General features: G+C 68.3%; 16 protein-coding genes. 7 read left to right on the top strand and 9 right to left on the bottom strand.

Annotated elements, in window-relative coordinates:
• Positions 1-11: 11 nt before the first annotated feature.
• The 4 genes from NO360_RS02135 to NO360_RS02120 all read left to right on the top strand — a co-directional run bounded on the left by NO360_RS02135 (position 12) and on the right by NO360_RS02120 (position 3113).
• Positions 12-530 carry a helix-turn-helix domain-containing protein gene (locus tag NO360_RS02135; RefSeq protein WP_256305726.1) on the top strand — a complete coding sequence of 173 codons (519 nt, stop codon included), beginning with the start codon at positions 12-14 and terminating at the stop codon, positions 528-530.
• A 63-nt stretch (positions 531-593) separates the two neighbouring features.
• Positions 594-1799, top strand: a complete 1206-nt coding sequence (locus NO360_RS02130; RefSeq protein WP_256305725.1) for an alanyl-tRNA editing protein — start codon at positions 594-596, stop codon at positions 1797-1799.
• Between the two features lie 87 nt (positions 1800-1886).
• Positions 1887-2471 carry an HAD family hydrolase gene (locus NO360_RS02125; protein WP_256305724.1) on the top strand — a complete coding sequence of 195 codons (585 nt, stop codon included), beginning with the start codon at positions 1887-1889 and terminating at the stop codon, positions 2469-2471.
• A 210-nt stretch (positions 2472-2681) separates the two neighbouring features.
• On the top strand, positions 2682-3113 hold the full coding sequence (locus tag NO360_RS02120; protein WP_256305723.1) for a DUF7969 family protein: 432 nt from the start codon (positions 2682-2684) through the stop codon (positions 3111-3113).
• Between the two features lie 24 nt (positions 3114-3137).
• Here the strand turns inward: NO360_RS02120 and NO360_RS02115 are convergent, their stop codons facing one another.
• From NO360_RS02115 to tbsP, 3 genes are all read right to left on the bottom strand, one after another.
• Positions 3138-4025 (bottom strand): bifunctional methylenetetrahydrofolate dehydrogenase/methenyltetrahydrofolate cyclohydrolase, encoded by an 888-nt coding sequence (locus NO360_RS02115; protein ID WP_256305722.1) that lies wholly within the window; start codon positions 4023-4025, stop codon positions 3138-3140.
• A gap of 97 nt (positions 4026-4122) precedes the next feature.
• On the bottom strand, positions 4123-5370 hold the full coding sequence (glyA, locus tag NO360_RS02110; protein ID WP_256305721.1) for a serine hydroxymethyltransferase: 1248 nt from the start codon (positions 5368-5370) through the stop codon (positions 4123-4125).
• 108 nt (positions 5371-5478) lie between these two features.
• Positions 5479-6300 (bottom strand): transcriptional regulator TbsP, encoded by an 822-nt coding sequence (tbsP, locus tag NO360_RS02105; RefSeq protein ID WP_256305720.1) that lies wholly within the window; start codon positions 6298-6300, stop codon positions 5479-5481.
• A gap of 137 nt (positions 6301-6437) precedes the next feature.
• On the opposite strand from tbsP, the gene NO360_RS02100 reads away from it, so the two are divergent.
• Positions 6438-8132 carry a YcaO-like family protein gene (locus NO360_RS02100; RefSeq protein WP_256305719.1) on the top strand — a complete coding sequence of 565 codons (1695 nt, stop codon included), beginning with the start codon at positions 6438-6440 and terminating at the stop codon, positions 8130-8132.
• Positions 8133-8289: 157 nt separating this feature from the next.
• On the opposite strand, the gene NO360_RS02095 is transcribed toward NO360_RS02100, so the two are convergent.
• The 4 genes from NO360_RS02095 to NO360_RS02080 form a co-directional block, all read right to left on the bottom strand.
• Positions 8290-9429, bottom strand: coding sequence for a DUF63 family protein (locus NO360_RS02095; RefSeq protein ID WP_256305718.1), 1140 nt, complete (start codon positions 9427-9429; stop codon positions 8290-8292).
• Between the two features lie 100 nt (positions 9430-9529).
• Positions 9530-9979: an Lrp/AsnC family transcriptional regulator gene (locus NO360_RS02090; protein ID WP_256305717.1), complete on the bottom strand. Its 450-nt coding sequence runs from the start codon at positions 9977-9979 to the stop codon at positions 9530-9532.
• A gap of 52 nt (positions 9980-10031) precedes the next feature.
• Complete coding sequence (locus NO360_RS02085) at positions 10032-10823, bottom strand: inositol monophosphatase family protein (RefSeq protein ID WP_256305716.1); 792 nt, start codon at positions 10821-10823, stop codon at positions 10032-10034.
• 24 nt (positions 10824-10847) lie between these two features.
• Entirely contained in the window at positions 10848-11198 is a 351-nt protein-coding gene (locus NO360_RS02080) for a hypothetical protein (RefSeq protein WP_345780180.1), read from the bottom strand.
• A gap of 194 nt (positions 11199-11392) precedes the next feature.
• On the opposite strand from NO360_RS02080, the gene NO360_RS02075 reads away from it, so the two are divergent.
• On the top strand, positions 11393-11674 hold the full coding sequence (locus NO360_RS02075) for a hypothetical protein (protein ID WP_256305714.1): 282 nt from the start codon (positions 11393-11395) through the stop codon (positions 11672-11674).
• Between the two features lie 61 nt (positions 11675-11735).
• Here the strand turns inward: NO360_RS02075 and NO360_RS02070 are convergent, their stop codons facing one another.
• On the bottom strand, positions 11736-12683 hold the full coding sequence (locus NO360_RS02070; protein ID WP_256305713.1) for a biotin--[acetyl-CoA-carboxylase] ligase: 948 nt from the start codon (positions 12681-12683) through the stop codon (positions 11736-11738).
• Positions 12684-12699: 16 nt separating this feature from the next.
• Entirely contained in the window at positions 12700-14550 is a 1851-nt protein-coding gene (locus NO360_RS02065; protein WP_256305712.1) for an acetyl-CoA carboxylase biotin carboxylase subunit, read from the bottom strand.
• A gap of 209 nt (positions 14551-14759) precedes the next feature.
• Between NO360_RS02065 and asd the strand changes: the two genes are divergently transcribed.
• Positions 14760-15794 carry an aspartate-semialdehyde dehydrogenase gene (gene asd, locus NO360_RS02060; protein WP_256305711.1) on the top strand — a complete coding sequence of 345 codons (1035 nt, stop codon included), beginning with the start codon at positions 14760-14762 and terminating at the stop codon, positions 15792-15794.
• Positions 15795-15934: the final 140 nt, after the last annotated feature.

Raw genomic sequence — 15934 nt, 5'->3', positions numbered from 1 at the left:
TACTGAACGCTATGACCAAGTACTCCACCGGCAGCGGCGGGGGCGGTGGCGACGGCGACAGCTGTGAACTCTGCGGTCGCTCGACCGGTAACCTCCGCCGAGCGAACGTCGCGGGCGCGGAACTGCTCGTGTGCGCGGACTGTGCACCGCACGACGACTCCCAGAAGCGAAGCGCCGGCTCCTCTGATTCGGGGTCCGACGGCCACGAGGGGGAGACGCCGCGACGGAAACGAGCGGCCCAGCAACAGGCGCGGATGTACGACCAGACCAGGGGCGACGCCTCCCACTGGGAGGAGGGGACCGACTACGAGGAGGATCGACTACCGTATCTCGTGACCGGGTACGGTGAGCGGGCGGAGTCAGCCCGCCAGGAGGCGGGACTGACGGTCGAGGAGTTGGCGGCGGAACTGGACGTTGCAGAGGCCGACGTCGACGCGGTCGAACAGGGACGGGCGACGCGCGCCGGCGTCGGCGGCTCCGTCGTCCGCGCGCTCGAAGAACGCCTCGACGTCGAACTGGTCGACGAGTAGGACCTCGACCCGGTCGACCCGGAACTGCAACCATTTTTGTCTCCGACGGCCACAGCGGAACGTATGCAGACACGCGCCCCCGCGGAACCGGAAGTCCGGGAGTTCTCGGCCGAGGTCGTCGGTATCGACGATCGGACGGTGACGCTCGACGAAACGTACTTCTACGCCGAGAGCGGCGGTCAGCCGGCCGACCGCGGAACGCTCGGCGACGCGCGCGTCGTCGACGTGCAGACGGGCGAAGAGGGTGTTCGACACGTCCTCGCGTCGGCCCCTGATTTCGACGTCGGCGACACGGTGACCGGCGTCGTCGACGACGACTTCCGAACGTACTGTATGCGTGCGCATACGGCGAGCCACGTGCTCTACGGAGCGGGACGGCGGCTCCTCGACGACCTCGGCTACGGCGGGTTTGACATCTCCGACGAGAAGGTCCGGGTCGACTTCACCACCTCGACGGACATCGACGACGAGACCCTCGTGGAACTGGAGCGGCTGACGAACCGCACGGTGTGGGATTCACGGGACGTCTCCTGGGAGGAGGTTCCGACCGAGGAAGCGACCGCTCGCGAGGACGTCGCGTTCAACACCAAGACCGAAGAGGGCGTGATGAACGACGCCGACACGGTTCGGATCGTCGACATCGAGGGGTGGGACGTCGCCGCCTGCGGCGGCACGCACGTCTCGAACACCCGCGAGATCGGTCCGGTCACGGTCCTCGACCGCTCGAATCCCGGTGAGGGTCTGACGCGCGTCGAGTTCGCTGTCGGCCCGACGGGAATCGATCGGGGAGCCGAACGTCACCGAGCGCTGCGCGAGACGGCGGCCGCGCTGGAGACGAACGTCGACGACCTCGCGGAGACGGCCGCGACGATCCGGAGCGAACGCGACGACCTCGCCGAACGCGTCCGCGAGCTCGAACGCGCCGCCGTCTCGGACGCCATCGGCGGCTTCGAGACGGTCACCAAAGACGGCACGCCGTGGCGGATCGGCGTTCTCGACGGCGTCGACCCGAACGACGCCGGCGAGGCGGCGAAAGACGCCGCCGGCGGTTCGGAGGTCGTCGCCGCCGTGGGCGGCGAGGAACGACCGTACCTCGTCGTCGCTGCGGGGGCTGACAGCGACGTCCACGCCGGTTCGGTGGTCGACGCCGTCACCGACACCTACGGCGGCGGCGGCGGCGGCGGCCCGCCGTTCGCGCAGGGCGGCGGTCTGGATGCCGATCCCGAGGACGTCCTCGATGCCGTGCGCGAGTGGGAATCCGAGGGGTGAAGCTGCCCGCCGAGGAGCGAACGCAAATACTGATGATCGGCTGCGCTATCCGAAGCGCCTTTTCGCGTCGGGAGCGTAGGCACTTCGATGACCGATCGGCCGCCCTTCGAGACGACGCCGCTCGACGAGTTCGACACCGTCGTCTGGGACTTAGACGGGACACTCGTTCGACTCCTCGTCGACTGGGACGTCGTGACCGGAGACGTCGCGACCGTCTTCGAGACGGCAGGCGTCGACGCCGGCGGGATCGACCTCTGGGAGATGCTCGATCTCGCGGACGAGTCGGGCCTGCGCGACGACGTCGAGGCCGTCATCGGCGACTACGAACGGACCGGCGCGGAGCGCTCGGAGCGACTCCCGCACGCGGAGTTCGTCGGTCGGTTCGACGCCGAGGGCGTCTGCTCGCTGAACGCCGAACACGCCTGTCGGATCGCGCTCGACGTCCACGACCTCGCGTCCCACGTCGACGCCGTGGTCGGCCGCGACACCGTCGCGACCAGAAAGCCGGACCCCGCGCCGCTCCTCGAAACGCTCAACCGACTGGGTGCGGATCCGGACGACGCCGTGTTCGTCGGCGACTCGGTTCGAGACGCGGAGGCCGCTCGGCGGGCCGGCGTCGCCTTCCGCTACGTCGAGGCCGAGGAAGCGATCGACGACCGTCCGACTGAGTAGGGGCGAACAGGCGGTACGGGACCGGTCACGAGACGCTGTACTGCACACTCCCAGTATGTCCCGCGGCTGTCGTCAACGCACGGCGTCGGTGGCCCCCCGATCCGATATGAACTCTCGGCGGAGTTTTGTCACGCTGTCGGCCAGTTTTTGTTCGGCCCCAGTCAGACGACTGGCGCGGGCGTTAAGTCGCTTCGAGCCTCACTAGAAACGATGAGTTACCCGGTCAGGTACTACTGTCCGCACTGTGGGGCCGTCGTCGAACTCGAACGCGAGGGGTACCTCTCGGATAAGTCGGTCACGCCGTATCCGCTCGTCGGCTGGGAGTACGCCGAGCCCGACGAGGACTACGAATCGGCCGACGGCGTCCGTCTCGTCTGCGGCGAGGATATCGCTGGCGACAGCGACGGCGACGCGGTCAACTGGACCGGAGAGCGCAGCGACGCCGACGACGTCGTCGATCCGAGCCGCGAGTCGCCCTGCGGCCAGGAGCTGTATCTGTCGTTCGTCAGATTCGTCGACGGCGAGGAAGTCGAACCGGAGCCGGAACGGACGCACACGACGATCGCAGGCGGCGGGCCGTCCGGCCCCCGCGGGACGGACGGGCCGCGGGGGCCCTCGGGACCGAGCGGCTTCAGCCGGTGACGTCCGAGAGAACGACCGGGACGCTTACGGGAGGTCGACGTCGATGCCCGCGACGTCGCCGGCGGACTTGACCGTGTTCCACAGGAGCATCGCCCGGGTCATCGGCCCGACGCCGCCCGGGACGGGCGTGATCGCGCTCGCTTTCTCCTTCGCACTGTCGTAGTCGACGTCGCCGACGAGTTCGGACCCCTCGTCGGTCTCGACGCGGTTGATGCCGACGTCGATCACGACGGTCCCCTCCGAGATCATCTCGCCGGTGATCATCTCGGGGACGCCCGCGGCGGCGATGACGATGTCGGCCGCGCGCGTCTTCTCCGCGAGGTCTTCCGTCCGGGAGTGACAGACCGTAGTCGTCGCGTTGCCGCCCTCGTCCTTCTGGATGAGGAGGTTCGCCATCGGCTTGCCCACGATGTTCGACCGGCCGACGACGACGGCCTCTGCGCCCTCGGTCTCGACGTCGGCGGCGGCGAGGAGCTTCTGAACGCCGTGCGGCGTACACGGTTTGTACCGAGCGTTCCCGGCGACGAGACGGCCGACGTTTTCGGGGTGGAAGCCGTCGACGTCCTTCGCGGGGTCGATGCTGCGCAGGACCTCGCGCTCGTCGACGTGGTCCGGGAGCGGCATCTGCACGAGGATGCCGTGGACCTCGGGGTCGGCGTTCAGCTCGTCGATGGTGTCGAACAGTTCCTCGGCAGGCGTGTCGGGATCGAGTTCGATGTCGCGGGTGGCGATGCCGACCTCTTCGCAGTCTTTGTGTTTCATCGAGACGTACGTCTCGCTGGCGGGGTCGTCGTTCATCAGCACGGTCGCGAGACACGGCGTCGTCCCCGCGTCGGTCAGCGATTCGATACTGTCGAGGAGCCCGTTCCGGATGTCTTCGGCGACGGCGTTGCCGTCGATGATCTCGGTCATACTACGAAGGGTGTGGGTGGCACACTTCAAATGTGCGGGTTTCCCGTGCGTCCTCCGTTCGCGGGTCGTCGGGCCCGGCGGGAGACGGCGTCAGCCGTTACTCGTACAGCGGGTGCTCGTCAGTCAGTTCGTCGACGCGCGCCGCGACATCCTCGATGACGGCCTCGTCGTCGTAGTCGTCGACGATTCTCGTGATCAGGTCTGCGACCTCCCGGCAGGTCGTCTCGGTGAACCCGCGCGTGGTGATCGCGGGCGTGCCCAGCCTGATCCCGCTGGGATCGAACGCCGAGCGGGTCTCGCCCGGAACGGTGTTCGCGTTCATCACGATCCCCGCCGCGTCGAGCGCCGCTTCGACGTCTTTGCCCGTCGTCTCCGGATGCGAGGGCCGGAGATCGACTAGCACGAGGTGGTTGTCGGTCCCGCCCGATACCAGGCTCAGCCCGTTCTCCTGGAGCTGATCGGCCAGCGCTTGGGCGTTCGCGACGGTCTGTTCGGCGTAGGCGTCGAACTCCGCGGAGAGGGCCTCGCCGAAGCCGACGGCCTTGCCCGCGATGTTGTGCATCAACGGGCCGCCCTGCGCGCCGGGGAAGACCGCCTTGTCGATCGCGCCGGCGTACTCCTCGTCGCACATAATGATCCCGCCGCGTCCCGCCCGGATCGTCTTGTGCGTCGAGCCCGTCACGAAGTCCGCCACGCCGACCGGCGAGGAGTGCACGCCGGCGGCGACGAGGCCCGTGATGTGGGCGATGTCCGCCAGGTGGTACGCGTCGACGGCGTCGGCGGTCTCCTGAATGCGCTCCCACTCGACCTCGCGGGGGTATGCGGAGTACCCCGAGACGATGATGTCCGGATCGAACTCGTGAGCGATGTCGGCGAGGCCCTCGTAGTCGACGTAGCCGGTGTCGGCGTCGACCTCGTACTGCTCGACCTCGTAGGTCTGGCCCGCGAAGTTCGCGGGGTGGCCGTGGCTCAGGTGCCCCCCGTGGGTCAGATCCAGCGAGAGGATTTTGTCGCCGGGATCGAGCATCGCGAGATACACGCCCATATTCGCCTGCGAGCCCGAGTGGGGTTGGACGTTCACGTGCTCGGCCCCCCACAGCTCTTTCGCCCGTTCGATGGCCAACTCCTCGACCTCGTCGGCGTACTCACAGCCCGCGTAGTACCGCTCGCCCGGGTAGCCCTCAGCGTACTTGTTCGTCAGCGCGCTTCCCTGCGCTTCGAGGACCGCCTCGCTCGCGTGGTTCTCGCTCGCGATCATCGCCAGCGTGTTCTGCTGCCGCGCTACCTCGCCGGAGAGAGCGTCTGCGACGGCGGGATCGACGTCGCGGACGTGGCTGTCGTCCATACGTGATACGGCGCTCGTCGTCCAATAAGTGTGTCCACTTTCGATCCGACGGGTCGATGCGCTCCCGGAGCGGTCAACGCCACTGGCGAGGGTGCCCCTGCGAGACGCTCATTCGAGGATGTCCCGTGCGACGGCCGCGAGTTGGTCCACGTCCGCTTCGACCAGTCGGTCGTCGCCGAGTCGCAGTCGGAGTCGCGGACGACCGACGTCGATCGGTACTTTTTCGGTCTCGATCAGACCGATGTCTTCCAGTTCGGTCTTCGTCCGCGAGAACGTCGCTTTGCTGGCCACGCCGACGTCCTCCCCCCACTTCGAGATATCGTACAGAAGCACGTCGTGCTTCGCGGCGACGAGCAGGCTGACGGTCACCTCGTCCAGGGTCGTCTCCTTTCCGTCGGCGTCCCGGAGCGATTCGAGGACCGCATCGAAATCGGCTCGAACGTCTGCGCCGAACTCGGATTCGAGCGAGTCGCGAACCGCCGATATAGACGGCGTTCGGAGGGCGAACGGTTCGGACGCCTCGAAGGAGTCGGTGTACGTTTCGTTCGCGCTCCGGACGAACGCCGCGTCGTCGGTGGTCAGGCCGGCGACGTGGTCGCCCGCGGCGACGACGGCGACGACCGACGATTCGGTCACGAGAAGCGTGTTCTCGAATCGGTCGTCGGTCACGCGGAGGTCGAGCACGCCGTCGTCGACGAGGGCGGCCGCGTTACTCGCGACGAGAAAGTCGCTCAGGACGTCCTTCAGGAGCGATTCCTCACTGAGGATCCGGACACGGGGAGATCCGTCGGCGTCGGCGCCGAAGTCGATGAACGCCTCGACGACGTCTCGGCTCGGAGCGATCACGTAGACAGTGTCCGAAACGGGCTGGAGGGCCGAAGCGACGACGTCCTCGACGGTGGTGCCGAGCACGTTCGAACTGGAGGACATACGTTGAATAATTCCCAGGTAGATATTTAATTTTAACGCAGTGTGCGCTGTATATACTTCCGCGGTGTCCCGAGCGACGACCCCGTGGACAGTCGGAGACCCGCCGATTTTTCTCCCTCAGGGCCGACCTGGGACCTGTGACATACGAGATCGAACTCGTCGGAAGCGGTCCGGCGGCGACAGCCGCGACCGCCGCCTTCGACGACGTCGACGCGAGCGTCGTTTCGGACGCCGAGGACCCGGCGTTGGTACTCGCCGTCGTGCCGGCCGGGAGCGAAGCCACGGCCGGTCTCGACCGGTACGAACGAGTGGTGACCGTCGAAATCGGCGGCGTCGGCGGCCACGTCGTCGACGCGCTCGACGCCGCCGTCTCCGTGTTCGGCCCGACCGGTGCCGACTTCGCCGACCTCCGCGCGCGGGTCGCGGCGACGACCGAGTCGGACGGGTCGCCGACGGGAGACCGGAGCGCCGTCAGACTGGCCGGCGCGATCGCCGGCCGGCGCGCGGTCGCGCTGCTCGCGGGGGACGACACTGTCGCCGGGACCGTCGTCGACGTCGTCGGAGCCGGCGTGGCCGGGGAGCACCGGGTCCTCCCGGTTCCCGACCCGGACTCGCGGGATCGGGCGGTGCGGTGGGACCACCGGGAAGTCGCCGTCGACGACTCGCTGGCACGCGCGGAGCGAGCGCTCGACGAGCGCACGGGAATCGTCGCGCAGGTCGGCGAACGCGAGTCGTTCCCGATCCCCTACTACCTCGCCCAGACGGCCGACACCACCGGGTTCAGCGACGTTCGCGCCGCCGAGTTCGCCGCCGGCGTCGACCCCGACTGGGATATCGCCTTTATGAAGGCGCTCGGCGAGGCGCTCGAACGGTACTGCGCCGGCGTCTACCGCCGCTCGGAGTTCACCGTCGCACCGGCTCAAACGCGGTCCTCGCCGGTCGCACCGACGCGGTTCGTCCGTCCGGACGGGTGGGAGGCGGCCGACGCGGAGACGCCGATCCCGTGGGTCGACGGTGTCGACCTCCGAACGGAGGCGGCGGTGTCGCTGCCGGCGGAGTTCGTCCACTACCCGCCGCCGAGAGAGCGGCACAAGCCGGCGATCACGACGGGGCTTGGGCTCGGCAACTCCGGGACGGAGGCGCTGCTCTCGGGGCTCTACGAGGTCGTCGAGCGCGACGCGACGATGCTCGCGTGGTACTCCTCGTTCGAACCGCTGGAACTCGCGGTCTCCGATCCGACCTACGAGGAACTCCGAAAGCGGGCGCGCGCCGAGGACCTGTCGGTAACGGCGCTCTTAGTCACGCAGGACGTCGACGTTCCCGTGGTCGCCGCGGCGGTCCATCGCGAGGGCGAGTGGCCGCGGTTCGCCGTCGGCTCCGGCGCGTCGCTCGATCCGTTCGACGCCGCACGCTCGGCACTCGCGGAGGCGCTGCAGAACTGGATGGAGTTGCGGTCGATGGGCAGCGAGCAGGCCGCCGCCGAGGACGGCGCGATCGGCGAGTACGCGGACTTCCCAGAGGTCGCGCGCGAGTTCGTCGACGCCGACGCCAGCGTGCCGGCCGAGAGCGTCGGCCCCGCGGACGTGCCGACGGGAGCGGCCGAACTCGACGCGGCGATCGATCGGGTCGCCGAGGCCGGCCTCGACGCCTACGCCGCGCGGACGACGACCGCGGACGTCGCTTCGCTCGGGTTCGAGGCCGTTCGCGTGCTGGTTCCCGACGCGCAACCGCTGTTCCAGGGGGACCCGTTCTTCGGGGAGCGAGCGCGGACGGTGCCCGCGGAGTTGGGCTTCGAGGCGGATCTCGACCGGGCGTACCATCCGTTCCCGTGAGAGGGGCATAGTTGGTTCGCGACGGCGAGTGGCTGACAGCCGGCACGAATCGGCCCACGCGGCGGCGTGCCGGACTCCCGCGAGTCGCCGCGTGATCGTTCTCAGGTGATGCGGGTGCTGGCCGCGTTCTGGTACAAAAAGTCTCGGCGATACCGACTTACACGCCGAACGTCGCCCGAAGCATATCGCGCGTCCCGGGCCCGAGTCCGACGGCGAGCACGGCGACGAGGAGCAGCATCGTGTACCGGGGGCTCTCCTCGAAGATCTCCTCTTCGAACACCCAGAGCACGAACGTCGCCGCGAGGAGTTTCACGACGAGGAACGGCCAGGTGTCGCCCGTGACTGCCAGGATCGACGGCGGGAGCACAGAGCCGGTGACGTTGACGACGAACTCGTTGACGGGGTGTTTCGGGATCAGGTTCCGACCGGCGCCGAGCGCGGGCATCCAGTCGAGTCCGACGACGTTGGCGACTCCGTCGACCGCGTGTCCCCAGAGGATGACGAAGCCGATCCACCGAGTGCCTTCGTTCACGGTCGGTGCGAACCGCTCGATCAGCACCCACGAGATCCCCGCAGCCAGCGTGGAGCCGAGGAGAACGACGCCGAGGACCTGCGGGTAGAACTCGACGCCCTCGGCCCCGGTGAGCACGAGCCAGAAGAGATACGCGAGGGTAGCGAACAGCACCGCCCATCCGATCCCGAACAGCAGCCGATCGTACCGCTCGACGATCCCCGCGCGTGCAGCCCAGACGGCGGCGACGACGGCGACGAGGGTCATAGCGAAGACGGTGAAGTAGATGATCGGGCTGATGAACAGGGTGTTGAGGGGGTAACTGATGAGCGCCTCCGCGGCGGGCACGGCGTCGTTCGCGTCCTCGACGACGCGGAGCGCGCCGCCGAAGAACACGAACGGCACGAGCGCGTAGAAGAACTTCCTGTCCGTGCCCAGATCGAGCCGTCGCAGCAGGAACACGACGCCGATGAGCGCGACGAGCAGCGTGACCATATAGCCGACTTCCGAGACGAGCGTGTACCCCGGGTAGGCGACGGGTTCGGCGGCGTTCGCACACGCCCCCGAATCGTAGATGTACTGCACCGTGCTCCCCGGGCGGACCGCACAGACCGCCGAGTTCGCGTCGGCCTGGACGGGGCCCCAGAAGTAGTGCCAGATGAATCCGTCGTAAACGGTCTCCGGGAAGAGCAGCGCTCCGGCGACGAGTGCGACGAGCGCGCCCGCGACCCCGCCGGCCCAGAGCCGCTCCGGCGCGACGCCGACCCGTTCGGCGACTGTTGACATAGCCGAAAGACCGAGACCAGCCCTGTTGAGGATTCCGGTCTCGGGCGCGAGCGCCGCCCGGGTGTGAACCGACGAGCCGTCCGTGCGGGTCGACCGAAATTCAGATCGGAAGCGCCGGCGCTTCCAAGTCAGTCGCGAGGATGACCATCGTCTGCGACCGCGAGAACCCCTCGATCCGGGATATCTCGTCGAACATCAACTCCCGGAGCCCGTCGGTGTCCTCGGCGTAGAGCCGAAGGACGACGTCCCACTCGCCCGTCGTGAGGTGGATCTCCTGGACGCCGTCGATCTCCCGGAGGCGTTCGAGGGCGTCAGTCTCGCGTCCCTGCTCGATCCGGAGACCGACGAGCGCGGACGTGCCGAGCCCGACAGCCCGCGGATCGATCTTCGCGTGGTACCCCTCGATGACGCCGGCGTCTTCCATCCGACCGACCCGGTCGTGGACGGTCGCGCTGGACATGTCGATCTCTCGCGCGATCTCGCTGAACGGCGTCCGCGCGTCGGACTGAAGGATCCGAAGAATCGTCCGGTCCGTCTCGTCGAGTTCCATATCGCTACGTAACGGGCCAACACCTTGCGGTTTGTGCCACCTGTCAGTTCACTCACTCCCCGTCGATGTCGCGAGCGGCCGCCAGCACGGCGTCGTGGACGCGGCCGTTCGACGCGACGAGGCCGACGGAGTCGTGTCGCCAGCGGTCACCCGCGAGGTCGGTGACGGTTCCGCCCGCGGCGCGGATCATCGCGACGCCGGCCACGGTGTCCCAGGGGTACGCGCGGAGGTTCGTCACGACGCCGTCGAGCGATCCGTCGGCGACGGCTGCGAGTTCGGCCTGGGCGCATCCCGCCCGTCGGAGGTCGCCGAATCGGTCCGCGATCGCCTGGCAGGCTCGCCCGTACTCGTCTCTCTCGTCGAAATTCCACCACATCGTCGGCGTGACGACGCACGCTTCGGGATCCGATCTCGTCGAGACGGTCACGCGCTCGCCGTCGCGGTATGTCGTCTCGCCGTCGGTCCAGTACACGTCGCCGAGTGCGGGGAGATTCGTCGCCGCGGCGAGCGGTTCGCCGTCCCGGACCGCGGCGACTGACGTCCCCCACACGCGGGTCCCGCGGACGTAGTTGTTCGTCCCGTCGATCGGATCGATCACCCACGCTGGACCGGCGTCGGGGACGTCCTTCAGCTCCTCGTCCTCCTCGCCGACGACGGCGTCGTCCGGATACCGTTCCCGGATGACGTCGACGACGGCGGTCTGGGCGTCGCGGTCGGCCTGCGTCACGACGTCTGTCTTGCCGTTCTTATGTTCGACGTCGATGTCCGTCCGAAATCGATCGGCGGCGACCGCCGCACCCGCTTCGGCGGCCCGTCGGGCGAGAGCCACTCGGTCTTCGTCCATACGAGAGCCCCGATCCGACGGTCCCTAAACTCCGGGGATCCCGAACGCGCGGATGCCGAGGCCGAACACCGAGTTCACGAGCAGGAGGATGACGAGCGCCGAGAGCCACGCGCCCACGCCGATGATCGCGGCCTTCGTCCACCCGCCGGGGTAGCGCCAGTTGATGACGCCGACCCAGACGACCAGCGCGACGAGCGGCCCGATGAGGGGCACCCACGAGGTGAGCGCCCACCCGACCGCGCCGAGGAACGCGGTCACGACCGCGTGGCCGTAGTCGTCGACGTCGACGACGAATCTGGCACTGAGATAGATGGCGAGTCCGCCGACCAACAGCGCGACGACGAACGAGACGACCGATCCGAGGAATGCGACCACCATACGTCTCCTATCGCCGTCCGGTCGTATAGCTGCTGTGACGACCGCCGAATCCGGGCCGAATGCGGGCCGAACGCAGGTTCACTGAAGTGGTCGAGATGTACGAACGGGGCGTCGCGGGCGACGCGTCCGATAGAATTAACTCAATTTCGAGTCGGAGTACCTTTTAGTATTCGTACCGCGTTTATGTCAGTATGCGCCCGTCCGACGCGGCTCGACAACTCCAGTATGCGGTCGCCTCACAGACAGACACGTACGACTACGAGATCAGCTACTGGGAGGCTCACGCCTACGAAGACGTCTTCGCCGACGTCTCGGAGCGCGGCGACCTTTCGGACGTGATGAGCGTGGTCGACGAACTCGGGACGCGCTTCGTCGACGGCACCCGCCCGTCGCCTGCAGAGGCCCGAGAGATCGCCGACGGCGTCCTCACCGCCGGTGGCCGTCCGCTCACCGACGGCGGCGACGAGAACTGATCGCTGTCTCCTGGGGCGACCGCGGGCCCTTCTATCGCACAATTCTTCCGATTCGGAGTGGCTACGCCGGCCGGAGATGTTCGCAGTCGCCGGCGTGGACGACGCGCTCGTCGTCGCCGTCGGTCCGGACGACGAGACTGCCCGGAAACCGCACGTCGACGGCCTCGCCCTCGACGACGCCCCCGGGCGTGTCGACCCGCACGCGACGCCCGAGCGTCGCGGCGTGTTCGCGCCACGCGTCGAGTATCTCCCCGACCTCGGCGTCCCTCCTCGTGAGACGGTGGAACGCTTCGAGGACGCCCTGCAGGAACGCGCGGCGGTCGACGTCTCCGACTTCCGCGCGGAGACTCGTCGCGTCCGGCGGGAGCGCGTCGGCGTCGATGTTCGCGTTTATTCCGGGGCCGACGACGAGCCAGGAGACGCGGTCGGCCTCGCCCTCCATCTCGGTCAGGATGCCGCAGAGCTTCCGCTCCTCGCCCGCCTCGTCCGCGACGAGCACGTCGTTCGGCCACTTGATCCGCGCGTCGACGCCGACGTCTCGGCTCGCGCGGGCGACGGCGACAGCGGCGGCGAGCGTGTACAGCGGGACGTCCGCGGGTGGCCTGGACGGCCGAAGGAGCAGGCTCACCCAGATCCCGCCCGACGGCGCGGTCCACTCCCTGGCCAGGCGGCCGCGACCCCCGGTCTGTTCGTCGGCGACGACGGCGACGTTCTCGGCGCCGTCGGCGGCGAGCTCGCGGGCGCGGTCGTTCGTGCTCGGGATCCGCTCGTGGTACTCGACGTCGTACGGCGCGTCGAGGCCGAACTCGATCGCCGCCGCGCCGTACTCGGGCACGGAGACGACGCGGTAGCCGGCGTCGCCGCTCTCGACCTCGAATCCCGCCTCGCGGAGCGCTTCGACCTGCTTCCAGACCGCCGCCCGCGACACGCCGAGTCGCTCGGCGAGTTCCGGTCCCGGAACGGGGCCGTCCGCGAGCGCAGCCAGCAGTTCGCGTCGCGTCTCGTTCATCATCCTCGCCTCACATTCATTCGAGAACCACGAGCACGTCGTCCATATCGACGCTGTCGCCTTCCTCGATGAGGACCTGCGTGACGGTGCCGCCCCGTTCTGTGACGACGTCGTTCTCCATCTTCATCGCTTCGAGCACGCAGACGACGTCGCCGGCGGCGACCTCCTCGCCCTCCCCGACGTCGACCGAGAGGATCGTTCCCTGCATCTCCGCGGTGACCTGCTCGCCCTCGCCCTCGACGACGACTTCGCCGTCGTCGCCGCCGGCCGCTTCCTCCGGTCGCGAACGGCTCGGACCGCCGTCCCTTCCGGCGGCCGTCCCGCCGTTTCCGAGGGCGTCGATGTCGGGCACCGGCGGCGCGCCCCGCTCTTCGAGGTTGACCTCGAAGCGCTTGCCGTTCACCTCGACGGTGAACTCCCGCTCGGTCACCTCGGCATCCGCACCGCTCTCGTCGCCCCCCTCGCCATCGTCCTTCGCCGGCGACGCGTCGGCCGCGCCCCACTTCTCGACCGCGCGGTCGATCCGCGTCCGGTCGAGTTCCTCGTCGAGGTACTTCGTGGTGTGTTCGCCCGCGCGGAACGCCTCGTCGGTCAGCATCAGCCGGTGGAAGGGGACGATGGTGGAGAGCCCCTCGATCTCGAATTCCGAGAGCGCTCGCTCCGAGCGGGCGAGACACTCCCTTCTGTCCCCGGCGGCGACGATCAGTTTCGCGATCATCGAGTCGTAGTCGCCGCCGATCTCGTCGCCCTGCCGGACGGCGTCGTCGATGCGGACTCCGATCCCGCCCGGCGGGTCGTAGGTCTCGAGCGTCCCCGTCGCGGGCGCGAACTCGTCGGCCGCGTTCTCGGCGTTGATGCGGTACTCGATCGCGTGGCCGTCGATCTCGATGTCCTCCTGTGCGAAGTCCAGTTCGTCGCCGGCGGCGACTCGGAGTTGCCACTTCACGACGTCGATGCCGGTGACCTCCTCGGTGACGGTGTGTTCGACCTGGATCCGGGTGTTGACCTCCATAAAGTAGAACTCGCCGTCCTCTACTAGAAATTCGACCGTCCCGGCGTTGGTGTAGTCGGCCTCGCGGACGCCGCGGCGGGCCGCCTCGCCGATCCGCTCGCGGAGGTCGGCGTCGAGCGCGGGCGAGGGCGCCTCCTCGATGACCTTCTGGTGGCGACGCTGCAAGGAGCAGTCGCGCTCGCCCAGATGCCGGACGTTCCCGTGTTCGTCCGCCAAGATCTGCACCTCGACGTGCCGCGGCGCTTCGAGGTACTTCTCGACGTACACCGAGGCGTTGTCGAAGTACGCCTTGCCCTCGCGCTGGGCGGTCTCCAACTGCGATTCGACCTCGTCCTCGGACCGGACGACCTTCAGGCCGCGACCGCCGCCGCCGCCCTCGGCCTTGATCGCGACCGGGTACCCGTACTCGGCGGCGATCTGTTTCACCTCGTCGGCCGACTCGACCGGTTCGGTGGTCCCCGGAACCACCGGTACGTCGGCCTCCTGCATCAGCGCGCGGGCCTTGGTCTTCTCGCCGAGGCGCTCCATCGCGTCCGCGGAGGGGCCGACCCACGTGAGTTCGCTCATCTCGACCTTCCGGGCGAACTCCGCGTTCTCCGCCAGGAAGCCGTAGCCCGGGTGGACGGCGTCCGCGCCGGCCTTCCTTCCCGCCTCGATGACGGCCTCGTGATCGAGGTACGAGTCGGCCGCGCGCGCGGGACCGACGTTGTACGCCTCGTCGGCGAACCGGACGTGCCCGGCGTTTTTGTCGGCGTCGCTGTAGATCGCGACCGTTCGGACGCCTAGGTCGCGGCACGCCCGCATCACCCGGAGGGCGATCTCTCCGCGGTTGGCGACGAGAACCTTGTTGAACATTTGCCGATACGTTCTGAAACGCGCCACCTCTATCTGTCGGTTCTGCACGAAGGTGTGTTCGACGATCGTCGATTCACCGAACGGTCCCGCCGGCGACACAACTGACCGTTCGTCCGTCGGGGAGTTCGTTCCGCAAATGAATTTGAACGTTCGTGAAATACGTCGCGAATCCAAACCGCCTTATGTGTGTGTCACCCACGCTCACAGTAATGTCAGTACGTGTCGGCATCCTCGGCGCAACGGGCGCAGTGGGACAGCGATTCATCCAACTCCTCGAAGACCATCCGACCTTCGAACTCGCGGCGCTCACCGCCTCGGAGTCGAGCGCGGGCGAGTCCTACCGGGAGGCGGCGAAGTGGCGCGTCAACACCCCGATTCCGGACGACGTCGCCGAAATGACGGTCAGTGCGACGTCGCCGTCGGCCGTCCCCGACGACGTCGATCTGCTCTTCTCGTCGCTCCCCTCGGGCGTCGCGGCCGAGGTCGAACCCGACTTCCTGGAGGCGGGCTACGTCGTCTCCTCGAACTCCTCGAACGACCGGATGGCCCCGGACGTGCCGCTGACGATCCCGGAGATCAACCCCGGCCACCTCGATCTGATCGAGATCCAGCGCGAGGAGCGCGGCTGGGACGGCGCGCTGGTGAAGAACCCGAACTGCTCGACGATCACGATGGTCCCGACGCTCGCGGCGCTGGACCAGTTCGGCCTCGAAGCCGTCCAGGTCTCGACGCTGCAGGCCGTCTCGGGCGCGGGCTACTCCGGCGTCACCTCGATGGAGATCATCGACAACGCGATTCCGCACATCAACGGCGAGGACGACAAGATGGAGACCGAGTCGCGGAAGCTTCTCGGCGCGTTCGACGGCGCGGAACTCGAACTCCACGGGATGGACGTCTCCGCTTCCTGCAACCGGATTCCGACGCTGGACGGCCACCTCGAGAACGTCTTCGCCGAGACGGCCGAGGACGTCTCGGTCGAGGAGGCGGCCGCCGCGATGCGGGAGCACCCGAGCGCGGACCTCCACTCCTCGCCCGAACAACTCATCCACGTCTTCGAGGACTTCGACCGCCCGCAGCCCCGACTCGACCGCGAGCGCGGCGACGGGATGCAGATCTCCGCCGGCGGCCTCCAGGAGACCACGAACGGCGTCCAGTACAACTGCCTCGCCCACAACACGATCCGCGGTGCGGCCGGCGCGTCGCTGCTCAACGGCGAACTGCTCGTCGAAGAGGGCTGGGTCTAGGAACCCACCTTTTTTCCAGCGGTGGGTTTCCTCGCTCACTGCGTTCGCTGCGGGAACCCACCGCGCAAAAACCTGGAGGGAAAAAGCCGCGAGGCGAGCCGGGCGGGACTACCCCTCGGACGCGACAGCCGCTTGCGACG

Source organism: Halobellus litoreus (assembly GCF_024464595.1).
Lineage (GTDB): Archaea > Halobacteriota > Halobacteria > Halobacteriales > Haloferacaceae > Haloquadratum > Haloquadratum litoreum.
Note: the sequence above shows the minus strand (reverse complement) of the source record. Positions and strands in the feature narration are given on the sequence as shown.

Excerpts from the sequence above, each read along its gene's own strand:
- NO360_RS02135 (WP_256305726.1), top strand. The coding sequence starts at position 12 with ATGACCAAGTACTCCACCGGCAGCGGCGGGGGCGGTGGCGACGGCGAC.
- NO360_RS02130 (WP_256305725.1), top strand. The coding sequence starts at position 594 with ATGCAGACACGCGCCCCCGCGGAACCGGAAGTCCGGGAGTTCTCGGCC.
- NO360_RS02125 (WP_256305724.1), top strand. The coding sequence starts at position 1,887 with ATGACCGATCGGCCGCCCTTCGAGACGACGCCGCTCGACGAGTTCGAC.
- NO360_RS02120 (WP_256305723.1), top strand. The coding sequence starts at position 2,682 with ATGAGTTACCCGGTCAGGTACTACTGTCCGCACTGTGGGGCCGTCGTC.
- NO360_RS02115 (WP_256305722.1), bottom strand. The coding sequence starts at position 4,025 with ATGACCGAGATCATCGACGGCAACGCCGTCGCCGAAGACATCCGGAAC.
- glyA (WP_256305721.1), bottom strand. The coding sequence starts at position 5,370 with ATGGACGACAGCCACGTCCGCGACGTCGATCCCGCCGTCGCAGACGCT.
- tbsP (WP_256305720.1), bottom strand. The coding sequence starts at position 6,300 with ATGTCCTCCAGTTCGAACGTGCTCGGCACCACCGTCGAGGACGTCGTC.
- NO360_RS02095 (WP_256305718.1), bottom strand. The coding sequence starts at position 9,429 with ATGTCAACAGTCGCCGAACGGGTCGGCGTCGCGCCGGAGCGGCTCTGG.
- NO360_RS02090 (WP_256305717.1), bottom strand. The coding sequence starts at position 9,979 with ATGGAACTCGACGAGACGGACCGGACGATTCTTCGGATCCTTCAGTCC.
- NO360_RS02085 (WP_256305716.1), bottom strand. The coding sequence starts at position 10,823 with ATGGACGAAGACCGAGTGGCTCTCGCCCGACGGGCCGCCGAAGCGGGT.
- NO360_RS02075 (WP_256305714.1), top strand. The coding sequence starts at position 11,393 with ATGCGCCCGTCCGACGCGGCTCGACAACTCCAGTATGCGGTCGCCTCA.
- NO360_RS02070 (WP_256305713.1), bottom strand. The coding sequence starts at position 12,683 with ATGAACGAGACGCGACGCGAACTGCTGGCTGCGCTCGCGGACGGCCCC.
- NO360_RS02065 (WP_256305712.1), bottom strand. The coding sequence starts at position 14,550 with ATGTTCAACAAGGTTCTCGTCGCCAACCGCGGAGAGATCGCCCTCCGG.
- asd (WP_256305711.1), top strand. The coding sequence starts at position 14,760 with ATGTCAGTACGTGTCGGCATCCTCGGCGCAACGGGCGCAGTGGGACAG.